25 protein-coding genes are annotated in these 24,867 nt (G+C 73.6%); 19 read left to right on the forward strand and 6 right to left on the reverse strand.

Annotation, left to right across the window (positions count from 1 at the left end; all coding sequences use genetic code 11):
• Positions 1-20: 20 nt before the first annotated feature.
• The gene (locus tag ACZ7LB_RS05705; RefSeq protein WP_129264424.1) at positions 21-962 is read right to left on the reverse strand and encodes an SRA domain-containing endonuclease; all 942 of its coding nucleotides are present in this window, start codon (positions 960-962) and stop codon (positions 21-23) included.
• A 232-nt stretch (positions 963-1,194) separates the two neighbouring features.
• On the opposite strand from ACZ7LB_RS05705, the gene ACZ7LB_RS05710 reads away from it, so the two are divergent.
• Positions 1,195-1,794: a hypothetical protein gene (locus ACZ7LB_RS05710; RefSeq protein ID WP_471465530.1), complete on the forward strand. Its 600-nt coding sequence runs from the start codon at positions 1,195-1,197 to the stop codon at positions 1,792-1,794.
• Positions 1,795-2,060: 266 nt separating this feature from the next.
• Here ACZ7LB_RS05710 and ACZ7LB_RS05715 read toward each other — a convergent pair whose 3' ends face one another.
• Positions 2,061-2,582, reverse strand: a complete 522-nt coding sequence (locus tag ACZ7LB_RS05715; RefSeq protein WP_337962370.1) for a hypothetical protein — start codon at positions 2,580-2,582, stop codon at positions 2,061-2,063.
• Positions 2,583-3,100: 518 nt separating this feature from the next.
• A complete protein-coding gene (locus ACZ7LB_RS05720; RefSeq protein ID WP_471465531.1) occupies positions 3,101-3,565 on the reverse strand; it encodes an NUDIX hydrolase in 465 nt (154 codons plus the stop codon).
• Between the two features lie 18 nt (positions 3,566-3,583).
• On the opposite strand from ACZ7LB_RS05720, the gene ACZ7LB_RS05725 reads away from it, so the two are divergent.
• From ACZ7LB_RS05725 to ACZ7LB_RS05780, 12 genes are all read left to right on the forward strand, one after another.
• The gene (locus tag ACZ7LB_RS05725; RefSeq protein WP_471465532.1) at positions 3,584-4,363 is read left to right on the forward strand and encodes a GntR family transcriptional regulator; all 780 of its coding nucleotides are present in this window, start codon (positions 3,584-3,586) and stop codon (positions 4,361-4,363) included.
• A 139-nt stretch (positions 4,364-4,502) separates the two neighbouring features.
• Entirely contained in the window at positions 4,503-4,859 is a 357-nt protein-coding gene (locus tag ACZ7LB_RS05730; protein WP_471465533.1) for an SCO3933 family regulatory protein, read from the forward strand.
• A 3-nt stretch (positions 4,860-4,862) separates the two neighbouring features.
• Positions 4,863-6,218, forward strand: a complete 1,356-nt coding sequence (locus ACZ7LB_RS05735; protein WP_471465534.1) for an FtsK/SpoIIIE domain-containing protein — start codon at positions 4,863-4,865, stop codon at positions 6,216-6,218.
• 83 nt (positions 6,219-6,301) lie between these two features.
• Positions 6,302-6,970, forward strand: a complete 669-nt coding sequence (locus ACZ7LB_RS05740; protein WP_471465535.1) for a DUF2637 domain-containing protein — start codon at positions 6,302-6,304, stop codon at positions 6,968-6,970.
• A 19-nt stretch (positions 6,971-6,989) separates the two neighbouring features.
• Positions 6,990-7,184, forward strand: a complete 195-nt coding sequence (locus ACZ7LB_RS05745) for a hypothetical protein (RefSeq protein ID WP_471465536.1) — start codon at positions 6,990-6,992, stop codon at positions 7,182-7,184.
• Between the two features lies 1 nt (position 7,185).
• Positions 7,186-7,377, forward strand: a complete 192-nt coding sequence (locus ACZ7LB_RS05750) for a mobile element transfer protein (protein ID WP_471465537.1) — start codon at positions 7,186-7,188, stop codon at positions 7,375-7,377.
• 13 nt (positions 7,378-7,390) lie between these two features.
• A complete protein-coding gene (locus ACZ7LB_RS05755) occupies positions 7,391-7,546 on the forward strand; it encodes a hypothetical protein (RefSeq protein ID WP_471465538.1) in 156 nt (51 codons plus the stop codon).
• Positions 7,547-7,567: 21 nt separating this feature from the next.
• Positions 7,568-7,888 carry a SpdD-like protein gene (locus ACZ7LB_RS05760; protein ID WP_471465539.1) on the forward strand — a complete coding sequence of 107 codons (321 nt, stop codon included), beginning with the start codon at positions 7,568-7,570 and terminating at the stop codon, positions 7,886-7,888.
• A gap of 110 nt (positions 7,889-7,998) precedes the next feature.
• The gene (repSA, locus tag ACZ7LB_RS05765) at positions 7,999-9,375 is read left to right on the forward strand and encodes a replication initiator protein RepSA (RefSeq protein WP_471465618.1); all 1,377 of its coding nucleotides are present in this window, start codon (positions 7,999-8,001) and stop codon (positions 9,373-9,375) included.
• Positions 9,375-9,590 carry a helix-turn-helix domain-containing protein gene (locus ACZ7LB_RS05770; protein ID WP_265292265.1) on the forward strand — a complete coding sequence of 72 codons (216 nt, stop codon included), beginning with the start codon at positions 9,375-9,377 and terminating at the stop codon, positions 9,588-9,590. Before repSA ends, ACZ7LB_RS05770 begins: the two co-directional genes overlap by 1 nt.
• Entirely contained in the window at positions 9,590-10,768 is a 1,179-nt protein-coding gene (locus ACZ7LB_RS05775) for a tyrosine-type recombinase/integrase (protein ID WP_471465540.1), read from the forward strand. The genes ACZ7LB_RS05770 and ACZ7LB_RS05775 overlap by 1 nt, the downstream gene beginning before the upstream one ends.
• A gap of 332 nt (positions 10,769-11,100) precedes the next feature.
• Positions 11,101-11,304 (forward strand): hypothetical protein, encoded by a 204-nt coding sequence (locus ACZ7LB_RS05780; protein WP_471465541.1) that lies wholly within the window; start codon positions 11,101-11,103, stop codon positions 11,302-11,304.
• A 142-nt stretch (positions 11,305-11,446) separates the two neighbouring features.
• On the opposite strand, the gene ACZ7LB_RS05785 is transcribed toward ACZ7LB_RS05780, so the two are convergent.
• Positions 11,447-12,256 (reverse strand): 8-oxoguanine DNA glycosylase OGG fold protein, encoded by an 810-nt coding sequence (locus ACZ7LB_RS05785; RefSeq protein ID WP_471465542.1) that lies wholly within the window; start codon positions 12,254-12,256, stop codon positions 11,447-11,449.
• A 399-nt stretch (positions 12,257-12,655) separates the two neighbouring features.
• Between ACZ7LB_RS05785 and ACZ7LB_RS05790 the strand changes: the two genes are divergently transcribed.
• From ACZ7LB_RS05790 to ACZ7LB_RS05815, 6 genes are all read left to right on the forward strand, one after another.
• Positions 12,656-13,192: an HAD domain-containing protein gene (locus tag ACZ7LB_RS05790; protein ID WP_471465543.1), complete on the forward strand. Its 537-nt coding sequence runs from the start codon at positions 12,656-12,658 to the stop codon at positions 13,190-13,192.
• A 249-nt stretch (positions 13,193-13,441) separates the two neighbouring features.
• Positions 13,442-14,431: a DUF4232 domain-containing protein gene (locus ACZ7LB_RS05795; protein WP_471465544.1), complete on the forward strand. Its 990-nt coding sequence runs from the start codon at positions 13,442-13,444 to the stop codon at positions 14,429-14,431.
• Between the two features lie 524 nt (positions 14,432-14,955).
• Positions 14,956-15,279: a hypothetical protein gene (locus ACZ7LB_RS05800; protein WP_471465545.1), complete on the forward strand. Its 324-nt coding sequence runs from the start codon at positions 14,956-14,958 to the stop codon at positions 15,277-15,279.
• A gap of 517 nt (positions 15,280-15,796) precedes the next feature.
• The gene (locus tag ACZ7LB_RS05805; RefSeq protein WP_471465546.1) at positions 15,797-16,354 is read left to right on the forward strand and encodes a SigE family RNA polymerase sigma factor; all 558 of its coding nucleotides are present in this window, start codon (positions 15,797-15,799) and stop codon (positions 16,352-16,354) included.
• Between the two features lie 127 nt (positions 16,355-16,481).
• A complete protein-coding gene (locus ACZ7LB_RS05810) occupies positions 16,482-18,158 on the forward strand; it encodes a long-chain fatty acid--CoA ligase (protein WP_471465547.1) in 1,677 nt (558 codons plus the stop codon).
• Positions 18,159-18,488: 330 nt separating this feature from the next.
• Complete coding sequence (locus tag ACZ7LB_RS05815) at positions 18,489-18,800, forward strand: hypothetical protein (RefSeq protein ID WP_471465619.1); 312 nt, start codon at positions 18,489-18,491, stop codon at positions 18,798-18,800.
• A gap of 529 nt (positions 18,801-19,329) precedes the next feature.
• Here the strand turns inward: ACZ7LB_RS05815 and ACZ7LB_RS05820 are convergent.
• A complete protein-coding gene (locus tag ACZ7LB_RS05820; RefSeq protein ID WP_471465548.1) occupies positions 19,330-24,135 on the reverse strand; it encodes a PAS domain-containing protein in 4,806 nt (1,601 codons plus the stop codon).
• A 165-nt stretch (positions 24,136-24,300) separates the two neighbouring features.
• A complete protein-coding gene (locus tag ACZ7LB_RS05825; protein WP_471465549.1) occupies positions 24,301-24,849 on the reverse strand; it encodes an SSI family serine proteinase inhibitor in 549 nt (182 codons plus the stop codon).
• Positions 24,850-24,867 lie beyond the last annotated feature (18 nt).

Consider the following 24,867-nt stretch of genomic DNA (forward strand, 5'->3'; position numbering starts at 1 on the left):
TTGCTCGGGATGTGAGCGCTCTACTGCGGAAGGGCCTTGGGGTTGGTGCTGGTGAAACCCTTGCCCTCAGGCCAGATGACGGCGCAGTCCTGCGTCTTGGCCAGGGCCAGGAGGTCTTCCCGCGGTTCGGAGGGGAGCAGGATGGCGCGGATGGTGTGGTCGACGAACCTGCTGTAGTCCGCGAGCTGGCCGATGGCCATGCGGACGTTCTCGCGGGTGACGCTGCCCTTGGCCTCGATCAGGAGTCCGAGTCCCTTGGCGTGGAGGTCGGTGAAGAGGGGGCGGCTTTCACCGGGGGGCAGGATGCGCTGCCGGCCGGACTGGTGGCCGTTGCTGGTCAGGTAGTCGGCGAACGCCTTGACCAGGCGGGCTTCCTTGCGGTCGGCCTCGTAGGGCTCCTGGTTCGGGTTGACGAACGTGGTCTCGCTCTCGTTCCTTTCCAAGGGGAGGTCGTCCACCTGGTTGGGGTGCGAGACGAGCAGCCGGCCGAGCTTGGTGGCGGGCTCCTGGGGTGCGGTGTCTACCGGGTTGAGCCGGAAGACGATGACCTTGCGGAGGGGGCCGTCGTTGGTCTCGGGGGCATCTGCGGAGTACCAGGGGTTCTGCTGGTCGACGGTGAACTCGCCGCGGTAGGTGACCGTTCCGCGGGCGCCCTGGAAGACGCGGAGCGCACGTCCTTCGGCCTGGTGGTTGAGGATGCTGGCGTTGCCGGAGATCATCCGCTGGTCGCCGTACTGGCCTTCGCCGCTGTAGTGGAAGCGGCCGTCCGGCATCCAGTCGTCGTAGTAGCCGTGCTTCTCGCCGGCGACGGGGTCCGTGAAGACGAAGACGTTGGGCGTCTTGGCCGACGGCCCGATGCCTCCCTGCGTCCGTCCCCCGAACTTGCTGTGCAGCGCCTTGCGTTCGATCTGATCGCCGGGCTTGAGCTGCCACTCCACGGTTTCCGATGCCGTCTCGCTCATGGGCCTCCTTCGAGAGCTGTCGCACCTCCGAGCGAGATGTGATCGTAAAAATCATGCGCGCATGCGAATCGGATGTCAAATTTCCGCATCCGATTTGGACCTGCGACTCATCTATACGCCGGCTCTGTGCATAGATGCGCCCCTATGTGCACTACCGCGCTGAGGTCTGGGCCGGGACGGTGGGCACGGTGCTGCTTTGGCGGGCGAGACGCCGGGGGAAGGGCGGTAGGCGATGAGCGTGGTGACTCCGTGGGCCAAGGAGACATTCGGCGAGGTGGCGGGGGTGCTGGCTGACGCCATACCGGCGTGCCTGACGCGGGCCCACGAACGGGCTCGGAACGGTCACCAAGGTGTGCACACCCAAACGTTGGAGGCGTACGGACACGGTCTCCACGCCGTGCAGTACGAGGAGCTCGCCGCCGGCCTCGAACATCTCCCCGGCGCGACCGCGGTCCGCCTCCAGGCCCGAACCGTCATGATCGTCGCGGACCACGTGATCTACCCGATCCGCTACGCCAAGACGGACGTACCTGTCACCGCGGCGAGACTCCGACGAGCCACGGGCCTACGTGCTGATCTCATTCGACGCCACGGGCCAGAACCTATGCAGGGAGAGCTGGACCTCGGGCTTGAGGAACTCGAAGAACCCGAAGCCCACCGGGACCTCGGTCAGCTCCCTCCGGAAGTCGGCCTGGTCCTCGTCGCCTACGCCTGCTCCATGAACGCCGGCGTGATGAGAATGGAGTGGGGCGCCGCCGAGCTGCGCCGAGAAGACCGATACCTCATCTGGCATCACCACGAGCCCCTGACAACCGGTCCGGCAATGCCTTAACGGCTGAGTCGTACCAAATGGGGCGCCACCCTGAAAACGAGCGGCGCCCCATTCGGGCTACCTAGAGCCTCATCCTTATCAGGTCGGGCACCGAGTTCCGGAAAGCCTGGCTTCTAGAGGCTGAGCGGGCGAACAGCGGTCGCTACAGGTCGTGCGCGTCCCGGTTCGTACGAGGCTGTTGGTGTCAGGCATTGATGTCAGAGGCCCTGCGGTCTCACGCAATTAGTCCGACTCACAATCCACAAGAGACGGGACGATCATGGTGATCACCTGACACGTCGACTCGGGTCCGCACGCCAGGCTTCGCGGGCGTTCTCCAGGTCGCGAACGAGAGTGGTCAACTGTGCACGGGTCGGATCCTGATCATTGGTCCACTCGGGAAGAGCCGCATACCAAGGAACAAGGGCATCAAGTTCCTCATCCAGCAGGCTCACAGCGTCGCGGAAGCGTCGGTGTTGGGCACGGGCGCTTTGAATCGCCCAATCCTCGGCGTCTAGCTCTTCTGGTTGGACGAACGGGTCATTATCGACAAAACTCTCACGGGTGTCTTGCTTGCACCAACGCGCATACGCCGTACGTCCTGCACGGATAGCCGCGTTGAAAGCTTCGGTGCCTCGCTCAACCTCTGCATCACGGCCATCAAGGCCCCGCATCTTTCGGTCGTACTCGTCGCGTCGGCGCCGATCTCTCTCCTTGCCTCGTTCTTCGACCCGCCTTCCGGCTGTCTCTCCGACGCTCTGCCCCACGCCCTGTGCAAGGCCGAGAACTACTTCCTCAGGAGTGCTCACCGGTTCCCCCTAGCCGTCTCGCTTGGCCATCCCAATCGCTCTGCAAACGACCGACCTACGCGTGCAGTTCCGGCACACGCCGCTATTCCCCACCACTCACCCAGCTCCCATCCCGTCCGCCTTCGACCCACACGTCGTGGAGCGGTCGTGGTTCAGGGCGTCAAGGTGGAGCGCGCCACCGTACGAACGACCTTGACGCCCTGGGCCGCGACTGCTCGGCTCTGCCTGGGTCGAAGGTGGTCGGGATGGGAGCCTCCTCGACGCTCGCCCCGCTCCGGCCGGCACTCGCGAACGGTGCCCCTCCCATCCCGGAGTCTGAGCGCCCCCGCCGGAGGCATCGTCGTGAAGCTGCGGGCTTGGTTCTCGTCTCATGCCCCACGGGCCTGTCCACTGCGGGCGCGCGTCGGCGGCGGCAGCGCCGAGCGGGCCGAAGGCAGGAGCGCGGGCGCAGCCAGAGCCGGGAAGCGCGCCCGGCGGAGCGGAGCGCAGCCGGGTGCCTTGATGAAGTAGGGAAAGTCTTATCCCGCTGGGGCGAGTTGCTTGCCGTCGTGGCTTCGTACGTGGGGGCCGTTGCCGTCCAGGGCGTCCAGGAGTCGGATCGCGTAGACCTCGGACATGCGTTCGCTGACCTCGTCGGGCGTGAGCCAGGAGACGGCTGTCGACTCGCTCGACGTGCGCTCGGTGCCGCCGGACGGCTTGCAGCGGAAGACCAGGGCGACGATGCCCCGGGTCGTGTTCTTGTAGACGCCGGTGAGTTCGTCGACCTCGACGCGGATGCCTGTCTCTTCCCGGACTTCGCGGGCGACGCCGGCCTCCGGGGTCTCGTCGAGTTCGAGTACGCCGCCGGGGAGTTCCCAGGTGCCGTTGTCGGCTCGGCGGATCGCCAGGAGACGCCCGTCCTCGCGCACCACTACCCCGGCTACCGACACGGAGTGCAGGGGCGGCGACGTTGCTTCCTGTGATTGACTCATGTACAGGAGCATAGGAGACAGGGAAGGACTATGGGAACTGCGGTAGAAGGGGGCAGGTCCGGGCCTCGGTACGTGCAGATCGCGGACGAGATCGTGCGGCAGATCAGGGCTGGTGTGCTCAAGCCCGGCGACATGGTGCCGAGTGAATCGGAGCTGGTGGACCGCTACGGCGTCTCCGGCGGCACGATCCGGAAGGCCATGGTCGAGGTGCGGGCGAGCGGGCTCGTCGAGACCCGGCACGGCAAGGGCTCAATCGTGAAGGACCGGCCGCCGGTGCGCCACCGCTCCTCCGACCGCTTCCGGCGCTCGCTCCGCCAGGGCGGCAAGGCCGCGTATCTCGCGGAGTCCGCACAGTCCGGGGCCACGGCCACGGTGAGCGTCCTCTACATCGGGCCCATGGAGGCCCCCGCGGATGCCGCCCAGCGGCTCGGTGTCCCCGCCGGCAGTCAGGTGCTCGCCCGGCGGCGCCTCTACTTCCGCAACGGCACCCCGGTCGAGACCGCCTCCTCGTATCTCCCGTGGGACGTCGTCAAGGAGATCCCGGAGCTGTTCGCCGAGAACCCCGGCGGCGGTGGCATCTACGCCCGACTCGAAGACCACGGGCATGAGTTCGCCGAGTTCGTCGAGACGCTGCAAGCGCGGCCGGCCACCAAGGCGGAAGCCACCGAACTGGCGCTCAGCCCGGGTGCGCCGGTGGTTCACCTCATCCGGGAGGCCCGCACGACGGCCGGCGTCGTGGTCGAGGTCTGCGACACGCTCATGGCCGCTGACCAGTTCGTTTTCGAGTACCGGATCCCCGCCGACGACTGACGCCCACTCAACTGCTGGCAACCCGTCGTGACTTCGATGTCGCGGCGGGTTGACTCATGTACAGGAGTGATGCACTCTTCTTCATGCCACTCATGTACATGAGTGGCGGAGTTCGGCATCTATAGAGGAGTGATCCGCTGTGCGTCAGATCCCCGTCGACACCTCCGGCGCGACCGTGATGGTCGCCAAGGCCCCGCAGCCCAAGGTTCGTGACCGCCGTACCGGTGAGATCGCCACCGACACCGAGACCGGCGCCAGGCTGATGACCGTGGACGTGATGTTCGCGGCGAACGACGACGTCGAGATCCTTTCCGTCACCGTCCCGGAGCCCGGCATCTCCGGTGAGCTGGCCATGGGCACCCCGGCCGCGCTCACCGGGCTGGTCGCCCGGCCGTGGGAGAGCGAGTTCAACGGTCAGAAGCGGCACGGCATCGCCTTCCGCGCGGTCGCCGTCACCTCGCTGGCCACCACGGGCGCGGGCTCGAAGGCGGCCTGAGCCATGATGTGGCCGACGGCCTTACTACTGGTGGTCGTCGCCGCCGCGGGTCTCCTGCGGTGGCGGCGTCCCGCCTGGTACTGGCTGACCTTCGGGTGCACCTTCGCCGTCATACGGGTCCTGATCCGCTACGGCTCGGTCATGGAGGCCTGCGGACTGACGGTCCCGCCCTCGCGCTGGCGGCTGGTACTGGCCCGGATGGCCGACCGCCCGGCTCCGGAGTCCCGCGCACCGCGCGTCCTGCGGCTGCGGCCCACCCGGACCGGCCTGGTCCTCAGGCTCAGACTCCGCCCGGGACAGGACGCCTTCGACGTCGCCGCCGCCTCGGACCGGCTGCGCCACTCCTTCGGGATGTACGGCGTGACCTCCCGTGAACTGCGCTCCGGTGTCGTCGAGGTCCGGATGACCGGATACGACGTGCTCAAGCGGGTGCGGATGCCGAGCGGGACCGACACCCGCCCGATGCGTATCCCGGTAGCGCTGCGGGAGGACGGCTCGGTTCACTACCGGGACTACCGCGCTGTCCCGCACGGTCTGACCATCGGCGCCACAGAGTCCGGCAAGTCCGTCTACCAGCGAAACCTCGTCACCGGACTCGCCCCTCACCACGTCGCGCTGGTCGGCATCGACTGTAAGCAGGGGGTCGAACTCTTCCCGCTGGCCCGCCGGTTCTCCGCGCTCGCCGACAACCCCGACACCGCGCTGGAACTGCTGGAGGCGCTGGTGTCCCACATGGGGGACGTGTACCAGCTTATCCGCGCCGAGCAGAGGATCAGCGTCTCCGTACCGGATGCGGAGATCGCCGCCGACATCTGGGACCTGCCCGAGGATCTGCGGCCGGTGCCGGTCGTCGTCCTGGTCGACGAGGTCGCCGAACTCGCCCTCTTCGCGAGCAAGGAGGAGGAGAAGCGGCGGGACCGGATCATCACCGCCCTGGTCCGCCTCGCCCAGCTCGGCCGCGCGGCCGGCGTCCACCTGGAGATCTGCGGGCAGCGCTTCGGCTCCGAACTCGGCAAGGGCATCACCATGCTCCGCGCCCAGCTCACCGGCCGCACCGCCCACCGCGTCAACGACGAGACATCCGCGAACATGGCCTTCGGCGACATCGCCCCGGACGCCGTCCTCGCCGCCATCCAGATTCCCGCCGAGACGCGCGGCATTGCGGTCGCCGCGGATTCCACCGGTGGCTGGTACCGCATCCGTGCCCCGCACACGTCGCTTCGTCAGGCCGTGAACGTCTGCAACAAGCACGCCGACCGCACCCCTGACGTGCCCGCTCTCGCACCCTTCCGGCCCGTGGTCACTCCGTTGCCCTCGGCCCGGGTGCCGCTGGCCAAGACGGCCTCTGCCACCCGCTGACCCACCCACTCCCACGGTCGGCGCGACCACTCCTCGCGCCAGGTCCCTACCCCCGCCATGCCTGATCACAGGAAGGAGCCGTGATGGCCCGCCCCGCCCTCCGTATCGACGCCGTGCTCGTACAAGCCGTCATCGCCGGGGCGCTCTCCTTCGCTCATCTGCACGACCTGGCCGCCGCCGCTGGACAGACCGGCTGGAAGGCCTGGGCCTACCCGGTCAGCGTTGACCTGCTCCTGGTCGCCTCCTGGCGTCGGCTGCGTGCCGACGGGCCGTCCCGGCTGGCCTGGAGCTGGTTCCTCATCGCCCTGGTCGCCTCGCTCGGCGCCAACGTCGCCACCGCCGGACTCCTCGACCTCGACGGCGTCCCGGCCTGGCTGCGCGTCCTCGTCGCCGCCTGGCCCGCCCTGGCCTTCATGGGCGGCACTCTCCTCGCCCACTCACCCGCGGACTCCTCCCCGGCCTCGTCGGCACCCTCCGACCTGAATCCGGAGCCCGCGCCCGGGACGGAGCCCGAACCGGCCGTCGCTGCTGAACCGGGCCGGGCCCCCGAACCCGTCGCCGTCCCGGAGACCGAGGAAACCCCGGACCCACCCGCGACCGTGCCGGTCCCGGCCGCGCTGGTCGACCACGCCCGCAAGGTCGCCGCCGACCACCACGCCCGCACCGGCGCCCGGATCGACACCGACACCCTCCGCGCCCGCCTCGGTGTCCCACCGCAGCTCGCCGACGCCATCGTCGCCCGACTCACCTGATCCGGAAGGCAGACACCCAGTGACCCACGACCCGGCCGACCTGACCGCCGCCGACTACCTCGACGGCGCCCGAGAGATGACCTCCGCCGACCGGCCTTATCTCGCCCACCTGCTCGCCGAGGAAGCCGCCCGCCTCACCCCCGACCCGGCGACCGCCGCAGGAATCCGAGCCTCGTTCCCCGACCCGGCCACCACCCGAACGGAGACCGACTGACATGCCCGCCCGCGACTTCTTCCACTCCGTGATGCGGATCGGACCCGTGCAGATCGGCACCCACCGCGACCGCCGCGGCCGGACCAAGCACGCCGCCGTGTGCACCAACGACCGGTGCGGCTGGTCCGCTGACTACTCCAGCCGGTCCGCCGCACAGCTCGCCGCCCGCACCCACCGCTGCCGCGTCAACTGACCGGAGGACCGCCATGGACGTCCCGCTCTGGCTCGCCCTGATCATCGTCGGCTGGCTCGGCGTCAAGCTCGTCCGCCCGCCCTGGTGGCTGATCGCCGTGTTCCTCCTCGGCGGCTACCTCCTCGCCGACAGCCTCCTGTCCCCGGCCATCGACACCGCCGTCAAGTAACCCCAGGAAGGAAATCAGCCCATGCTCCGGCCCAAGCTCCCTGCCATGCCCCGGCCCATCGGCCCGGTCGCCCCGCCCGCCGTCGTGGAACCCACCACGGCCACACCGACCACGCCGTCGGCCACGATCGCCCCGGCTCCGGTCCCGGCCCCGACCCGGCCCACGGTCCAGCTCACCCCAGGTAGCGCGCTCGCCCTCGTCGGCGGCGGTACGGCCGTGGTCCTGGTCGTCGGCGCCGTGCTCGTCTCGATGCTCCTGGCCGTCGCCGTCACCAGTGCCTCGGTCGCGGTCTGCGCCCTGGTGATCCGCTCCCTCGTCCGCGCCGAAGCCAAGCGACGCTGACCGGCCCCCGGGCGGCCTCGATACCGCCAAGCATCCGCCGCCCGGGCGCCGTCCCCGTCCGATCTCACAACCGGAAGGTAGAACCCAGCATGGCGCATCGCGCCTCGTCCGTGCCCGCCCCGCTGTCCGACCCGATCACCCTCGGCGACCTCCTACGGGTCGCCTCGGCCCCCGACTACACCCGCTGGGAGGACCAGATCCGCCGCACCGGTGGCTGCTCCGACCCCGTCCACCTGACCGGCTGGACCCTCCACAAGGACAAGGCCACCGGTGGGACCCTGCACCACTACACCACCGCCGTTGAGCCCGGCGGACGCCTCCGAGTCGCCTGCGGCAACCGCCGGGCCTCCCGCTGCCCCTCCTGCGCCTGGACCTACGCGGGCGACACGTACCAGCTCATCCGCGCGGGGCTGGCCGGAGACGACCGCCGCGACATCCCCGCCACCATCCGGGAGCACCCCCGCGTCTTCGCCACCCTCACCGCGCCGTCCTTCGGCCCGGTCCACAACCGGCCCGACCACGGCACCTGCCGCTGCGGTGCCCAGCACGCCCCCGATGCCCCGGAGCTGGGCACCGCCCTCGACCCCCCCACGTACGACTACGCGGGCGCCGTGCTGTTCAACAACCACGCCGGGCAGCTCTGGCAGCGCTTCACCACACGCCTGCGCCGCGAACTCGCCGCCCGCGCCGGCCTCACTCGCCGTGAACTCGCCGACCGCCTCCGCGTCTCGTACGGCAAGGTCGCCGAATTCCAGAAGCGCGGCGCCCTGCACTTCCACGCCGTGATCCGGCTCGACGGACCGGACGGGCCCGGAACGCCGCCTCCCACCTGGGCGACGGTCGGCCTCCTCACCGACGCGATCCATGCCGCTGCGGAGCACTCCTACACGTCCGTCTCCGTCCCGGCCGCCGGGGGCCAACCGGCGCGTTCCTTCCGCTGGGGCACACAGCTCGACGTCCGGCCGGTGAGGGCCTTCGGCGACGGCTCCGACATCACCGAACAGGCCGTCGCCTCGTACGTCGCCAAGTACTCCACCAAGGCGGCCGAGACGACCGGCACGCTCGACCGCCGTATCGGCGAACTCGCGGAACTCGACCGCCACCAGATCCCGGACCACGCCCGCCGACTCATCATCGCGTGCCGCGACCTGGACCGCCTGTATCCGGCCCGGCGCCTCTGGGCGTGGGCCCACATGCTCGGCTTCCGCGGTCACTTCTCCTCGAAGTCCCGCCGGTACTCCACCACCCTCGGCGCCCTCCGCCGGACACGCGCCGACTACCGCGCCGCTCAAGAGGCCGCGACCCTCGGCCTCGACGACCGCGAACCGGACACCGTCCTCGTCCTCACCGACTGGCAGTACGCCGGTCACGGCCACACCCCCGGCGAAGCCACCCTGGCCGCCACCATCGCCCGCGACCTCCGGACCAACCGCGAGACCGCCCGCGACGCGCTGAACGGCATCGCCGCCGACGAAGGGGAGTGGTGATCGTGGACCGACTGCTCACCGTGGACCAGGTCGCCGAACGCCTCGGCACCGGTCTCCGCTTCCCCCGCCGCCTCATCGAGGAACGCCGCATCGCCTTCGTGAAGGTCGGCCGACACGTCCGCATCCCTGAGAGCGCCGTGGAGGCGTACGTGACCGCTCACACGGTGGAGCCGATCCTCCTGCGGCCCTCCTCGGCGTACCGGAGGGCGGCCTGATGCCCGCCAAGCGCAAGACCCGCCGCGGCTTCGGCCGTGTCCGCAAGCTGCCGTCCGGCCGGTTCCAGGCTCGCTACCCGGGCCCTGACGGTGTGCTGCGGGCTGCCGAGCGGACGTTCGCCACCTCGACGGACGCGGACCGCTGGCTCGCCCGGAAGCGCATCGAGATCGAAGAGGGGCGCTGGCTCGACCCGGCGGAGGGACAGACCACCGTCCGTGACTGGTCGGCCCGCTGGCTCACCGCCGTCTCCCCGCAGCTCAAGCACAAGACCCAGGCGTCGTACCGGTCGCTGATCAACTCGCTGATCGTTCCTGCGCTCGGTGATCGTGAGCTGTCCGGCCTCCGGCCCATCACGGTCGCCGAGTGGGTGGGCGCCATGAAGACCCGGGGGCTCAGCGCGTCGCGGATCCGCCAGGCGTACCGGGTGCTGTCACAGGTCATGCGGGCGGCCGTCGACAACGACATGATCGGGCAGACCCCGTGCCGGGGCGTGAAGCTGCCTCGGATGCCCCAGACCGAGCCGCACATCCTCACCCCGCTGGAAGCGTCACGGATCGTCGAGAACGCGGCTGCTCCCCATGACCTGCTGATCGCCCTGCTCGCGTACGGCGGTCTGCGCATCGGTGAGGCGTTCGCGCTGCGGCGCTCGGACATCGACGTGTCCGGCGGCCTGGTGCTCGTCGACGAGAACCTTGCCGAAGCCAACGGCACGCTCGTCTTCGACACCCCCAAGTCCCATCAGAAGCGGGTCCTGCGGATCGGTCCCTCGCTCGCCCTGCGGCTCGGCGGGCACCTGGAGACGCTGTCGGGCGGTGAGGACACCCTTCTCTTCGTGACGCCCGCTGGCAAGCCGCTGCGCTACAACCAGTGGCGCAAGGCCTGCTTTGACCCCGCGGTGACGGCGGCCGGCCTGACCGGCGTCACCCCGCACGACCTCCGGGCCTCACACGGCACATGGGTCGCCGACCGATACGGCGTGATGACCGCCGCACACCGGCTCGGCCACTCGAACGCGAGCGTCACGACGCGGCACTACGCCCGGCCGGTCGCCGGCCGTGACGCCCAGGTGGCGGAGGCGGCGGACGCCTGGCTCAGCGGGCACGATCACGAGCCTGGGGCACGTAGCGGGCACGATGACGACGACGATGGCTCCGCCGGGGTGCTCGCACCCGTCTGACCTGCGGCGCAGGGGTCAACAGCCGTGATCCCGAAAGGTCTTGAAAACCGTCGTGGCAGCGATGTCACCGTGGGTTCAAATCCCACACCCACCACAGGTGAACGGCCCCTGACCAGGGATTCTGGTCGGGGGCCGTTCTGCGTGCGCTGTCCGTCTCGTACCGTCGCGCCCGCCGGCTTCCCGTTCTTCGGGCACGGGTGGGCAGGAAGGCGGCCAACTGCCGCTGCCGGAAAGATGGTTGACGTGGGTCGTATGGTGGTGGGGAATCGCATCGTCGCCGTCGTCGGCCTGGGGCCGGGGCGGCCGAACGGGGGAAGAAGGGTGCGTGCCCGATGTCGGTCGGGCTCATCTCCACGATTGCCGCCGTGTTCTACGGGGGCACGGTCTCGGTCATCGCGCTGACGGCGACGTTCGCCCGGCGCCGTTCACTGCGGGACGAAGCGCGCAGCACACTGGCCGTTCTGGTGCCGGGCAGGTCGTCCGGGCCGTCGGGGCAGGAGGACGACCCGGGGGTGATCGGACCCAACGGCGGTTGAGGCCGATGCCGTTGGGGCCCGTTCCGGCGCCTTCCCGGTAACGCCCGTGGCGACAGCAACGGCAGCCGCCGCGGTGCCGGGGGTGGCAATGTCCCGGCACCGCGGCCGTGGCCGTCGTTCACCGGTCCGGTACCGGGTCCGTCTACGTCCCGGGCTTCCACGCGCCGTCGAAGAGGGCCAGTTCGAGGAGGTCCGGTTCCGGGGGCCAGCCCGGCACCGTGGCGGTGAGGTGGGCGGTGGTGGTGTGCATCCACCGGAGGTAGACGTCGTAGCGGTGGGACGTCCAGCCGGCGTCGCGCCAGATGTGGGCGGCGATCGGCTCGGCCCAGGTGTATCCGGCCTCCTCGCCCGTGTCGATGGCGTGGGCGCGGAGGACCCGGGCCAGTTGGCTGTCGAGGATCAGCGGGGCGGGGCCCGCCGTCTCCGGTCGTGCCTTCGCGGCGAAGTAGAGGAACTTGGTGAGGAAGGCCGGGCCCAGGCCCTTCAGGGCCAGCAGGGTGGTGTACGCGGAGGAGGGGCCGACGGTGTTCAGACGGTGGACCGCTTCCGCGAGGATCCGCTCGGCGTCGACCGGGATGGCCTCGGGGGCGAGGATCGCGGCCGTGCGGTGCGGGCCGTAGCCCGTGCGGCCGTATCCCCAGACCTGGCTCGCCGTGAAGGCGCCGGTCCATTCGCCCGGCCGGGTGTTCCGGAACACCGCCACCACTTGCTCCCGGCTCACCTGCGCCGGGGCGGTGGTCGACCGGTCGGCCAACACGTCGGGCCAGGGCTTGACGGACGTCCAGCGGTGGGGGGAGTACGTGACGGAGTGGGGGCCGGTTCCGTTGCGGTACGGGCCGCCGCGCCGCGGGTCGTCCAGCCAACTCCCCAGTTGCGCCGCCGCGGTGGCCGGCAGCGTGCGTTCGAGCATCGCCTTGTCGAGCATGTCGGCCAGGTGCTGGTCGAATCCCATACGTGCCCCCGTCGTGTCCCTCGCCCGCGTTTCCCGCGTCGGCGGTCATCGTGGCACGGGCGCGACGGATACCGTGCGGGAATGGGCGACGAGGCGGCCGGGACGGGTGGTTCGACCGGCACGGGCGGTCACGCCGGGGCGGACGGGCCCGGCGGGGCGGAGGGTCCGGGCCGGGCGGGCGGTCCCGGCGGGGTGGGTGGTTCGGGCGGGACGTACGGCCCGGCCGGGAAGGTCGCAGAGTCGTCGGGCGCAGACGCCGGGTCGCCCGGCGGCATCGCGGACTTCTCGTGTGGCAAAGCCGGTTCGCCCGATGACGTCGCCCATGCGGTCGGTCGCCCCGCCGGTGAGGGGTGCGGCGCCACCGTTGAGGCGCCCGGTGCCCGTCGTGCGCCCGGTCCCGTGCCGCGTCCGCTGCTGTTCCTCGACGTCGACGGCCCCCTCCTGCCGTTCGGGAGCCCGGCGCCGAGGGTGGAACCGGCAGCCGCCGGAAACCCGTTGCTGGAGCGGCTGGATCGCCGGGCGGGCGCTCGGCTGCTCGCTCTCGGCTGCGTCCTCGTGTGGGCCACGACCTGGGGGGACGAGGCCAACGAGGTCATCGCTCCGCTTCTCGGTCTGCCTCCGCTGCCCGTCATGACCTGGGGCGAGGGGGACGGGAGAGCCGCCCGGGGCGTGCCGCGGGGGCTGCACTGGAAGGTGCCGCACCTCGTCGCGCGGGCCGGGGGACGGGCGTTCGTCTGGGTCGACGACGAGATCGGCGCGGTGGACCGGCTCTGGGTCGCGGCGGAGCACCCGGGAGCGGCGCTGCTGCACCGTGTCGAACCCCATGTCGGCCTCACCGGAAGGGACTTCGACGTGATCCGCCGGTGGGTCCGGGAGGTCGGGGGCTGCCCCGGGCCCGTACCGGGTGCTGACGAGTCAGGGGGCGGAGGCCGGTGACCGTGCCGTCCGCCTCTCCGGCACCCGGGCGGGTGGTCCCCGGCCCTCGCGTGCGCGCCGCGCGGACGAGGGCATCCGTCACGGTGGGCGCCGACCGCCCCCGGCCCTCGCGTGCGCGCCGTGCCGGACCGGCGGCCGGTGACACCGGAGCTGTCCCGGGACCGGGCCGGGGCTCCTTGTGACAGGGCTGTGACCGGGAAAGTGGCCTCCGTCACAGGAGGGGGCGGGGCCGGCTGGTGGGGTGGGCCGATGCGTACTTCGTCCAGGATGCTCGCCGGGTCCGGTGTCCTCGTGGTCTCCCTGCTGCTCACCGCCTGCGGCACCGGGACCACGGGGGCGGGAGCGGGGCCGTCGTCGTCCGCCGGACGGTGCGGGGAGGTCCGGGGCGACGCCGGGGACCTCGCGCGGGACGGTGTGCGGATCACCGGGGCGGTCGAGCGGGAGGGCGCGGCCGGCGGTCCCGGGGAGGCGGGCGCGTCGGCGGACGTCCCGGAGGGGCTCGTGCGGGCCGAGCGGCTGCCCACCGCGGGCGGTCCGCGGTGCTCCGTGCGGTACTCCGTGACCAACGACGCCGCCGAGCCGTACACCTACACCGTCGTCTTCTCCCTGCTGGACGAGCAGGGACGGGCCCTGTCGAACGTCACGGAGACGGTGGCCGGGGTGGGCGCCGGGCGGACCGTGCGGCGCACGCTGGACACGGGCGGCGGGCTCGGGGAGCCGTCGCGTACGCGCATCCTGGACGTGAAGAAAGTGCCCTCCGCCGAGGCGCCCGCCGCTTCGGGGGACTGCCCGGCCTCCGGGCTGCGGCTCACCGCCGACGACGGGAACGCCGCCATGGGCCTGCGGGTGGTCGGGCTGCATCTGGAGAACTGCGGCAGCCGCCCCTACGCCCTGTACGGGTACCCGGTGGTGGGGCTGCTCGACGACGCGCTCCGCCCGGTCGGCGGCGTCGAGATCCTGCGCGGCACCGGTGACATCCCCATGGCGGGCGACTCCGAGCCGCCCCGGCCGCTGACCCTGCCGCCGGGCGGGGCCGCCGAGGCGACGCTGGCCTGGCGCAACACCACCGAGGCCGGGGAGCCGGTGACCGTGCCGTACGTACGGGTACGGCCCAAGGAGGGCGCCGATCCCGTGATCGTCGCCCCGAACCTGGACCTCGGCACGACGGGCCGGCTCGGCGTGAGCGCCTGGAGCGAGGCCACCTCGGCCGGCAACTCCGACCGGCCTCCCGGCTCGTAGCTTCCGGCCGGGCGCGGGGCCGGGGCCGTGCCGTGCCTGTGCCCGCCCGGGCCGTGCCCGTGCCCGTATCCGGGCCGTGCCCGCTCCCGGACCGTATCCGCGCCCGCCTCCGGGCCGCGCCTGCCCCGTGCCCGTGCCCGCCCCGACCGTCCCCCTGTCCGGTGGGCGGCCGGGGCGTGCGCGCCGGAGCGGTCCGGGACGGACCCGGGGGTGGTGGCGGAACGCTTCACCCCTTGCGCTGCCCGGGGCCGTGCGGTTCCCCCTGTCTCGTCCGCCCCTGACCGGGGGAAATGGGTGGTGAAAGGGGTTTATCGACAAGTGCTCACGCTTGAGGGCGAATGATGCCGTCCGGGATGGTTGGTCCGACGGCCGCTGGGCAACTCTGATCACGCGATGTCGTGCACCGCGTCGGGGCGGTCGGCCAACCGTCCCGGCACACCGGCCGGTTCGGCCGGTCCACCCACGTACATGGACGGTTCGCGCGGTCGGCGGTCCGCCGGGGCGCATCTTTCTGGAGGAACCACATGGCAAGCATCCGTACCGCCCGGGTCATCGCCGCGGTCGCCGCGCTGCCGCTCGCGGCCGCCCTCTTCGGCGGCGTCGCGGCGGCGGACGACGGAGCCGCGGCGGGCGGCGGATCGAGCGCGACGGCGACCGAGGCCGAAGCGGGGGCCCTCGGCAGCGGCGTCGCGGGGGACAACAACGGCAACGCGTCGACCACGCAGCAGCAGGCCGTCGGCTCGGGAGCCTCGAACCAGAGCAACACCGCGCAGGTCGACGGCTCCGCGCTCACGTCCGTCAACCAGGGCAACGAGAACGTGTCCGTCGGCTTCCCCCCGCTGTGGTGAGCTGAGGGCCGGTCCGCCGGCCCGGCGGACACGTGCTTCCCGGGGTCGTCACCGGGCGGCCCGGCGGAGGTGCTCCGGCGCCGTCGCCGGGCCGTGCCCGAGCCGTGTCCGGGGTGGCGGGTTCGCGCCCGCCCTCCCGGCCGTGCCCGGCGGCCGCGGCCACTCCGCCACCGCCCGCGCCTTCCGGGCCCGCGCTTCCGGTGCCCGCGCCGCCTGGTCCCGCGCTTCCGGTGCCCGTGCCGCCTGGTCCGGCGCCCGTACCGCCCGCCCCGCGCTTCCGGCGCCCGAACTCGCCCCGCCCGCGCCTCCGCCTCCCGTACCCCACCCTCCGCATCGCCCCCACCCGTCCCCGAGAACCCGGAACCCTGGGTGTCCGCACCCGGGTCGTCCGGGAGTTCCGCCCCCTCTCGTCCACCTACAGGAGGTGGGGGTGACCCCACCCCTACAACCTGAGGCGGACTCCGCTTCGGGACCTGCGGCCGATCCGCTCCCGTACCCCCGCTCTTAGCGTTGAGGCATGACTCCACCCGTCTGCACCAGCGCCCCGAAGGCCGCTCCGGCCGTGACGCAGACCGTCGCCTACCCCTCGTTCTCCTCGTACGTCCGGGCCCGTCAGCCGGTGCTGCTGCGTGCCGCCCGGTCGCTGACCGCGAATCCGAGCGACGCGGAGGACCTGCTGCAGACCGCGCTCACCAAGACCTACGTCGCCTGGGAGCGGATCGAGGACCACCGGGCGCTCGACGGCTATGTGCGCCGGGCCCTGCTGAACACCCGCACCTCGCAGTGGCGCAAGCGCAAGGTCGACGAGTTCGCGTGCGAGGAACTGCCGGAGCCCGAGACCCCGGCCGCCGGGGACGACCCGGCGGAGCGGCAGGCCCTGCGGGACGCGATGTGGCGGGCGGTGATGAAGCTGCCGACGCGGCAGCGGGCCATGGTGGTGCTGCGGTACTACGAGGATCTCAGCGAGGCCAGGACCGCCGAGGTGCTCGGCGTCTCGGTCGGCACGGTGAAGTCGGCGGTGTCCCGGGCGCTCGGCAAGCTCCGCGAGGACGTCGAGCTGGGATTCGTCCGGTAATCATCCGTAGAATGGCGATATCTGGAGGGTCTCCGAGGGGTTCCTCCAGAAGATCGTTCTCTTCCCCTAGTGACATACCGCCCGGTATGTGCGCAGAATCAGCGCACCCCTTACCGCCGCGTAGGCATTGTCGCCCCGGGAGGACACCGTGCTGAGCACGATGCAGGACGTACCGCTGCTGATATCGAGAATCCTGACCCACGGGTCCACGGTGCACGGCACCTCCCAGGTGATCACCTGGACCGGCGAGGGGGAACCGCACCGCCGCTCCTTCGCCGAGATCGGCGCCCGCGCCGCGCAACTGGCGCACGCCCTGCGCGACACCCTCGGAGTCCGCGGCGACGACCGTGTGGCAACCCTGGCCTGGAACAACGCCGAACACGTCGAGGCGTACTTCGCCGCCCCCTCGATGGGCGCCGTGCTGCACACGCTCAACCTGCGCCTCCCGCCCGAGCAGCTCGTCTGGATCGTCAACCACGCCGCCGACCGCGTCGTCATCGTCAACGGCTCTCTGCTCCCCCTGCTCGCGCCCCTGCTGCCGCGCCTCGGCACCGTCGAGCACGTCGTCGTCGCGGGACCGGGCGACCGCTCCCTCCTCGACGGCGCCGCAGTCCGGGTGCACGAGTACGAGGAGCTGATCGCCGGCCGCCCGACCAGCTACGACTGGCCCGAGCTGGACGAGCGCGCCGCGGCCGCCATGTGCTACACCTCCGGCACCACCGGCGACCCCAAGGGTGTGGTCTACAGCCACCGCTCCGTCTACCTGCACTCCATGCAGATCGTCATGGCTGAGGCGATGGGCCTCACCGACCGGGACACCTCCCTCGTCGTGGTCCCCCAGTTCCACGTCAACGCGTGGGGGCTGCCGCACGCCACCTTCATGTCCGGCGTCAACATGCTGATGCCCGACCGCTTCCTCCAGCCGGCGCCGCTGGCCGAGATGATCGAGAGCGTGCGGCCCACGCACGCCGCCGCGGTCCCCACCATCTGGCAGGGCCTGCTCGCCGAACTCACCGCCCGCCCCCGGGACATCTCCTCCCTGAACCGGGTGATCATCGGCGGCTCGGCCTGCCCGCCGTCGCTGATGGAGGCCTTCGACAAGCTGGGCGCCCCGGTCTGCCACGCCTGGGGCATGACCGAGACCTCCCCGCTCGGCACCATCTCCCACGCGCCCGCCCACTCCCTGGGCACCGACGAGGAGTTCGGCTACCGCGTCACCCAGGGCCGCTTCCCGGCCGGTGTCGAGGCCCGCCTCACCGGCCCCGGCGGCGAACGCCTGCCCTGGGACGGCGAGTCCACCGGCGAGCTGGAGGTCCGCGGCAACTGGATCGCCGGCTCCTACTACAACGGTCCCGACGCCCCGCCGCTGCGCCCCGACGACAAGTTCAGCGAGGACGGCTGGCTGAAGACCGGCGACGTCGGCACCATCACCCCCGACGGCTTCCTCACCCTCACCGACCGCGCCAAGGACGTCATCAAGTCCGGCGGCGAGTGGATCTCCTCCGTGGAGCTGGAGAACGCCCTGATGTCCCACCCGGACGTCGCCGAGGCCGCGGTCGTCGCCGTCCCCGACGACAGGTGGGGCGAGCGCCCGCTGGCCACCGTCGTCCTCAAGGAGGGCGCCGCGGCCGGCTTCGCCTCCCTGAGCGCCTTCCTCCAGGAGCGGTGCGGCATCGCCAAGTGGCAGCTCCCGGAGCGCTGGACGATCATCGAGGCGGTCCCGAAGACCAGCGTCGGCAAGTTCGACAAGAAGGTGCTGCGCAAGCGGTACGCGGACGGGGAGCTGGACGTGACCCGGCTCTGATCCGGCTCTGAGCTGCGCTGACCCCGCCCCGCCCCGGGCCGTCGTGCCCCGCTCGCCCGTCGCCCCGCCCAGGCGCCCACTCCCCTCCGGCTCCGCCCCGGCTCGGGGCGCCCGCTCGCTCCCCGGCCCGGCCCGGGCACCCGCCCCCGGCGTGGACCCGGCCGTGGCGCCCGCCCCGCCCCGCGCCGGTCTCCGCTCCCGGCGGCCCGGAGGGGCGGCGCCGCCCACCCCGCCCCGGCCGGCGTCGCACCGCATGGCATGGTGGGCCGCCGGGGAGCGGGGACAGAGGGGGCTCGGGCGGTGGCAGGGGCATTCGGTACGGCCTTGGACGTGTTCACCCTGGTCGTGGGGGTGGGGTGCGGCGTGCTGGGCGTCTCGGCCCTGCGCCGGCCGCACGCGCTGCCGGAGGTGATCCGGGGCCCGGTCTGGGTGGTCCGTGCCTGGGGACTCGGCTATCTGGTGCTGGGGATCTCCCTCACCGCCGAGACGGCGGTCATGATGGCGGGCGGCGAACCGGGCCGTGTGCCGGACCTGGCCCGCTGGGTGGCCGGACCGCTGATAGTCGGAGCGCTCCTGGCCGCGTTCCTGGTCCGGCGACGGGACCGGCGCCGGGCACCGGCCCCGAGGAGGCGACGGCGGTGAACCGTCCCGCCCTCCCCGCCCGGAGGACACGCGCCGCCGCCGCCCCCTGAGCGGTCACCGCACGGAGGTACGCCCTGCCCCGGTGCCCGCGGGCGAGCCCGCGCAGCCCGGCTCGCAGCCTCGTCAGGTGCCGCCCATCCCCGCCCCGGTACGGCCCGGGTGCGCCCCGCGGGCATCTGACCCGCCCGTACGTCCACCGCGCCCGTACGTCCACCGACGCCGTAGGTCCACCGCACGCCTCGCGCGCCCGCCGTGCACGCCCCCGCGCGCACCCCGTACGGGCCCCGCGTACGACCGACCCGTCCACCGCCGGAGCCGTACGCCCCGGGCACGCCGACGCGCACGCGTGCACGCACACCGCCAGGGCGCTCCACCGGACCACGCTCCCCGGCGCCCCGGAACCGAGACCCTCCCGGACCCGGAATCCCCTGGGGCGGGCACCCCGCCGGACGGGCACCCTCGCAGCGCCGGAGCCGGCCTCGCGTTCCCGCCGGATCCGCACCGCATCCCCGCCGGAAGGCGCCCCGCCCTAGTTCGTGCCGATCCGCGACAGGAGTTCCACGATCCGGGACTGCACCTCGCCGCTGGTGGAGCGCTCCGCCAGGAACAGCACGGTCTCGCCCGACGCCAGCCGCGGCAGGTCCGCCGGGTCGACGGCGGCGGTGTAGACGACCAGCGGGGTGCGGTTGAGCCGTCCGTTCGCGCGCAGCCAGTCCACGATCCCGGCCTGCCGCCGGTGCACCCGCATCAGATCCATGACGACGAGGTTCGGCCGGAACTGCCCGGCCAGCGTCACCGCGTCGGCGTCGCTGGCCGCCCGTGCCACCTGCATCCCGCGCCGCTCCAGCGTCGCGGTCAGCGCCAGAGCGATCTCCGTGTGCTCCTCGATCAGCAGGACCCGGGGCGGGTGCTGCTCGCTGTCGCGCGGCGCCAGCGCCTTGAGCAGGACGGCGGGGTCGGCGCCGTACGCCGCGTCGCGCGACGCCTGCCCGAGCCCGGCCGTGACCAGGACGGGCACCTCGGCGGCGACCGCCGCCTGGCGCAGCGACTGCAGCGCGGTACGGGTGATCGGCCCGGTCAGCGGGTCCACGAACAGCGCCGCCGGGAACGCCGCGATCTGCGCGTCCACCTCCTCGCGCGAGTGCACGATGACGGGCCGGTAGCCGCGGTCGCTGAGCGCCTGCTGCGTGGAGACGTCCGGCGCGGGCCACACCAGCAGCCGGCGCGGGTTGTCCAGCGGCTCGGGCGGCAGTTCGTCGTCCATCGGCTGCGGACGCGGCGGGTCCGCCACCTCCACGGCCCCGCCGGGACCGTCGAGCGGCTCGGGACCCTCGGCCGCGTTCCGGTCGGGCGCGCCTATCGCGTACGACCGGCCCACGCCCTCGGTGCCCGGTACGGGCCTGGCCTGGCCGTCGCCCGGCTCCGGGGCCTGGGGCTGCGGCTGGGCTCCCGGGGGCGCGCCGACCGGCGGCTGCTCGGCCGACGGGTGCGGGCGGGCGCCCGGCTCCGGGCGTCCGGCGGCCGGATCGGGCGGGGTGCCGAGCTTGCGGCGCCGGCCCGAGCCGTTGTTCGGCTGCTGCGGGGCGGGGGCGGGGACGACCGCCGGACGCGGCGCCGGGGCCGTCTGCTGCTGGACCTGCGCGGCCTGCCGGGAGAACGGCACGCCCTGGCCCAGGGTCCGCACGCTGAACGCCCGGCCCTGTGTCGAGTCGGGGTCCACCGTCGCCCCGGTCTCGGCGGGCAGCGGCTGCGCCGCGCGCGGCGCCTCGGGCGGCAGCGGGGTGCCCTGGCTCGGGGTGGGGAGGGGCATGCCGGAGGCCGGGGCGGCGGGCGGTGCGGGGACGGCCGCGCCCGGGGCCGTGTCACCGGCGCCGGGCCACGGCTGCGGCGCCGGGAGGCCCTGGCCGCCGGAGGTCGCACGATCCTCGGCGTGGCCGTGCTCGGGCGGGAGCTGCGCGGGCGGCGGGGTGCTCCCGGGCGGGAGGGTGCCCTCGGGGAGCGCGGTGGGAACGGCGTGCCCGGGGGGCGGGGTGGCCCCGGGGGCGGCGGATGCGGCGGGGCCGCCGGTCGCGGAGGTCGCGTGGGGTGCGGGGGGTGCCGCGGGCGTCGCGGCCACGCCCCCGTGCGGCGGCTGCGCCGCGGCGTGCGCGGTGGTGCCCTGCGCGGCCACGGGCGCACCGGGCGCCCCCGGCAGTACGGAAGCCCCCGGCGGCACGGGAGTCCCGGGGTCCCCGGGAGGTACGGGCGTCCCCGGCATCGGCAGCGGAGCGCCCGGCAGCGGCCCGGCGGCCCCGGCGGGGGCGTCCTGACCGTCCGGCTGCGCGGGAACGGCCCGGCGGCGCCGTCCGGTCGGCGTCTCGGTGGGGTGCGGCTGCGGCGGGGTGTGGTCCTCGGCCTGGTCGTGCGGGGCGGCGTCGTGCCGTCCGTCGTCCTGGCCCCCGGCGGCGGGGTGGGGCACGGCGGTGCCCGGGTGGGCCCCCGCGGGACGGGCCGCGCCCGGCGCGGGCTGCTCGGGCAGCCGGACCCGCCCGGTGGGCAGGCCCCCGGGTGGCACGGCCCCGGCGGCCGTGGGAACCCCGGTGCCACCGTGAACCGCGGGGCCACCGGCAACACCGGCAACACCGGCAACACCGGCAACACCGGCAACACCGGCAACACCGGCAACACCGGCAACACCGGCGGCTCCGGGAGCCCCGGCGGTCGCGTCGGCCGCCACCGCTCCGGCGTCCGGTGCCCCGGCCCCGGCCGGGTCGGCCGGACGGTCCGCCTCGGCGGGCGGCAGCGCGAACACCTGGCGCGGCGCCGCCTCCTGCGCCGCCGCCCGCTCGTTCGCGGAGGCCAGCGCGCGGCGCCGCCGCCCGGTGGGCTGCCCGGACCCGTCCGGAACGACCTCACCGGTGGGCTGCGCGGGCAGCGCCGGGGGCAGGGCGTGCTGCTCCCCGTCGGCCCGCCGGGCACGCCGCCCGCCGGGCACGGACGCGCCCTGCGGTGACACGCCCTGCGGTGACGCGGGGGGAAGGCTCGGCTGCGCCGACGCGGCGGGCAGCCCCTGCGGCGCCACCGGGACGCCCTGCGGTGCCACCGGCACCCCGTGCGGCGGTACGGCCGCGCCCAGGCCGGTGCGGGCGGCCGCGGCCCCCGCGGCGTGCTCGGCGGCCGTGACGACGGCGCCCTCGGACACCCCGGTGGGCGCGCCCCGCGGCGCGGTGCCCTCCCCGGCGCCCGGGATCTCGGCGGGACGGCCGCGCCTGCGCCCGGTGCCGCCGCTGGGATCGGCCGGCGTGGGCTGCGCGGTCTGCGCGGGGACCGGCGCGACCGGCTCCGGCGCCGCTGCCGCGCGCCGCCTGCGGCGTCCGGTCGGCGCGGTGTCGCCGGCCCCGTCGGTTCCCTCGCCGTCGTCGCCGGGGTGCGGCGCGGCGCCGCTCTCCAGGAAGGCGTCGGTGGAGCCGCGCCGGGCCCGCCGCCGCCCGCCCCCGGCGGTCGGCACGGTGTCCGGGGCGGTGCCCGCGACGTCGGCGTCCGCCTCGTGACCGGCGAGGGCGTCGGCGGGACCGGCGGCCCCGGTGTCCTCCGCGTCCCCGGGAGCCGCCTCCGGGCCCGGCGCGTCCCCGGCGGGAGCGTCCAGGACCGGGACCGCACTCGGGACCACGGCCGCGGCGGGAACCGCCCCGGCCCCGCCCCCGATGGGCACCTCCAGCACGTACGCGCTGCCGCTCATCCCCGGCACCTCGTGCGTCTGCAGCACGCCGCCGTGCGCCCGGACGATCCCGCGCACGATCGGCTCGTGCACCGGGTCCCCGCCCGCGTACGGCCCGCGGACCTCGATCCGCACGACCTCGCCGCGCTGCGCCGCCGCCACCACGACCGTGTTGTCGAGGTAGCCGCCGGCCGCGGACAGCGGCGTGTTGCCGGTCGCGTCGACGCCCGCGACGTCCGCGACGAGGTGCGCCAGGGCGGTGGCCAGCAGCCGGGGGTCGACCTCGGCCTCGATGGGCGGCGCGTGCACCGCGAACTGCACCCGGCCGGGCCCGATCAGCTCGACGGCCCCGTCGACCCCGGCGGTGACGACCGCGTCGAGCATCGCCTTGGTCCGGCTGACGCCCTCCGCGCCGGTGTCGAGCCGCTGGTAGCCGAGGACGTTGTCGATGAGGGTGGTGATGCGCGAGTAGCCGGCCGTCAGATGGTGGAGCACCTGGTTGGCCTCGGGCCAGAGCTGCCCGGCGTCGTCCGAGGCGAGCGCGGCCAGCTCGCGGCGCAGCTCCTCCAGCGGACCGCGCAGGGAGGTCCCCAGCAGCGTCAGCAACTGCTCGTGCCGGGCCGCGAGCGCCTCGTAGCGGTCCTTCTCGCGCTCACCGAGGGCGGCGTACCGCTCCTCGCCGGCGGCGAGCCGCTCGGCCTGCTGCTCCTCCAGCTCCTCCAGCTCGCGCACGTGCCGCTGCCGCAGGGCGGTCAGCTCGGAGGCGTGTTCCTCCGCGAGCCGCTCCCGGTCCTCGGCGTGGGCCTCCTCGGCGCTCTCCCGCTCCTCGATCAGCGACTCGTAGGGCCGCCGGTCGGTGAAGGTCATCACGGCGCCGACGAGCTGGTCGCCGTCGCGGACGGGCGCGGTGGTCAGGTCGACGGACACCTGGTCGCCGTTCTTGGCGAACAGCACCTGCCCGCGCACCCGGTGCTTGCGCCCGGAGCGCAGGGTGTCGGCGAGCGGCGACTCGTCGTACGGGAAGGGGGAGCCGTCGGCGCGGGAGTGCAGTACGAGGGTGTGCAGCTCCCGGCCGCCGAGGTCGCTGGCCCGGTAGCCGAGGATCTGCGCGGCGGCCGGGTTGACCAGGACGATCCGCCCGTCGGTGTCGGTGCCGACGACGCCCTCGGCGGCGGCCCGCAGAATCATCTCCGTCTGCCGCTGCGAGCGCGCCAGCTCGGCCTCGGTGTCGACGGTTCCGGTCAGGTCCCGCACGACGAGCATCAGCAGCTCGTCGCCGGTGTAGCCGTGGGCGTCGTAGGCCTGCTGGGCGTTCTCCAGGCTGGCGCTGGCCACCTCGACGGGGAACTCGGTGCCGTCGGTGCGCCGGGCCGTCATCCGCGTGGGCTTGGTCCGCGCCCGGGGGTCGGCGTGGCCGGGGAGCCGCATCGACCCGGGGATCAGCCGCGAGTCGAACTGCGGCAGCAGATCCAGCAGCCCGCGCCCGACGAGTGCCGTACCGGGCGTCTCGAACGCCTCCAGCGCGATGCTGTTGGCGTTGACGACGGTGCCGTTCGCGTTGACCAGGACCAACGCGTCCGGCAGAGCGTCCAGTATGGCTGCGAGGCGAGCAGCGCCTCGGGATGGCCTGCTGCTCACGAGACGCTTCCCTCCTGTTACCGCGCCGGCCGACCGCCCGGCCATCTTGCCAAGGGGCCCCCGGCCTGTCACGCGAGGGAGTCTAAGCGCTGAGGGTCGGGAGACGGTGCGCGATGAGAGGGAGGTCGCACGAGGAGATGACGCAGAACGTGTGACCGGATCCCCCTACGGCCGTACGGGTGAACCGGGTTGGGGCAGCAGCGGCACCATCCGGTCCCAGCGATCGATCTCGCAGCCGTCGCCGCGCCGGAAGACCGCGTCGACGGGCCGCCCGGCCCAGGTGCCGGTGACCCGCGCGGTGGCCGGTCCGCCGTACTGCATGGTGCACATGGCGCCTTCCGGGACCGGGGCGAAGGCGTCCCGCCCCCACCGGGTGCCCCGGTCCAGCGCGTCGCAGGCCCCCGCCGGGTCCGGGTGGGTCCCCCGGGCGGGGTGGCAGAACAGCACGTACGTCCCGTCGGCCCCGGCACCGGCGTGCCGGACGGTGACGGTGAGCCGGTCGCCCGCGCGGGCGGGGACGCGGGCGGGTGCGGTGAGGACGGCGGGTGCCGCGGGGGCGGTGAGCGCGGCGGAGCGACCGCCGGGGGGCGCGACGGCGGCCGGGGGCGCGGTGGCGGACGAGGGCGCGGCGGCGGCCGGGGGCGCGGCGCACAGCGCGGCGAGTCCGGCGGCGGACGCGGCGGCGGCGCCGAGGATGCGGGTGACCTGCTTCATGCCCTGCCTAACGCGCCG

The sequence above is a fragment of the Streptomyces sp. NPDC107521 genome (assembly GCF_055598485.1).

Bases quoted from the DNA above. Each gene is read 5' to 3' on its own strand.
- ACZ7LB_RS05705 (WP_129264424.1), bottom strand. From the start codon at position 962: ATGAGCGAGACGGCATCGGAAACCGTGGAGTGGCAGCTCAAGCCCGGC.
- ACZ7LB_RS05710 (WP_471465530.1), top strand. From the start codon at position 1,195: ATGAGCGTGGTGACTCCGTGGGCCAAGGAGACATTCGGCGAGGTGGCG.
- ACZ7LB_RS05720 (WP_471465531.1), bottom strand. From the start codon at position 3,565: ATGCTCCTGTACATGAGTCAATCACAGGAAGCAACGTCGCCGCCCCTG.
- ACZ7LB_RS05725 (WP_471465532.1), top strand. From the start codon at position 3,584: ATGGGAACTGCGGTAGAAGGGGGCAGGTCCGGGCCTCGGTACGTGCAG.
- ACZ7LB_RS05735 (WP_471465534.1), top strand. From the start codon at position 4,863: ATGATGTGGCCGACGGCCTTACTACTGGTGGTCGTCGCCGCCGCGGGT.
- ACZ7LB_RS05740 (WP_471465535.1), top strand. From the start codon at position 6,302: ATGGCCCGCCCCGCCCTCCGTATCGACGCCGTGCTCGTACAAGCCGTC.
- ACZ7LB_RS05750 (WP_471465537.1), top strand. From the start codon at position 7,186: ATGCCCGCCCGCGACTTCTTCCACTCCGTGATGCGGATCGGACCCGTG.
- ACZ7LB_RS05755 (WP_471465538.1), top strand. From the start codon at position 7,391: ATGGACGTCCCGCTCTGGCTCGCCCTGATCATCGTCGGCTGGCTCGGC.
- ACZ7LB_RS05760 (WP_471465539.1), top strand. From the start codon at position 7,568: ATGCTCCGGCCCAAGCTCCCTGCCATGCCCCGGCCCATCGGCCCGGTC.
- ACZ7LB_RS05775 (WP_471465540.1), top strand. From the start codon at position 9,590: ATGCCCGCCAAGCGCAAGACCCGCCGCGGCTTCGGCCGTGTCCGCAAG.
- ACZ7LB_RS05780 (WP_471465541.1), top strand. From the start codon at position 11,101: ATGTCGGTCGGGCTCATCTCCACGATTGCCGCCGTGTTCTACGGGGGC.
- ACZ7LB_RS05785 (WP_471465542.1), bottom strand. From the start codon at position 12,256: ATGGGATTCGACCAGCACCTGGCCGACATGCTCGACAAGGCGATGCTC.
- ACZ7LB_RS05795 (WP_471465544.1), top strand. From the start codon at position 13,442: ATGCGTACTTCGTCCAGGATGCTCGCCGGGTCCGGTGTCCTCGTGGTC.
- ACZ7LB_RS05800 (WP_471465545.1), top strand. From the start codon at position 14,956: ATGGCAAGCATCCGTACCGCCCGGGTCATCGCCGCGGTCGCCGCGCTG.
- ACZ7LB_RS05805 (WP_471465546.1), top strand. From the start codon at position 15,797: ATGACTCCACCCGTCTGCACCAGCGCCCCGAAGGCCGCTCCGGCCGTG.
- ACZ7LB_RS05825 (WP_471465549.1), bottom strand. From the start codon at position 24,849: ATGAAGCAGGTCACCCGCATCCTCGGCGCCGCCGCCGCGTCCGCCGCC.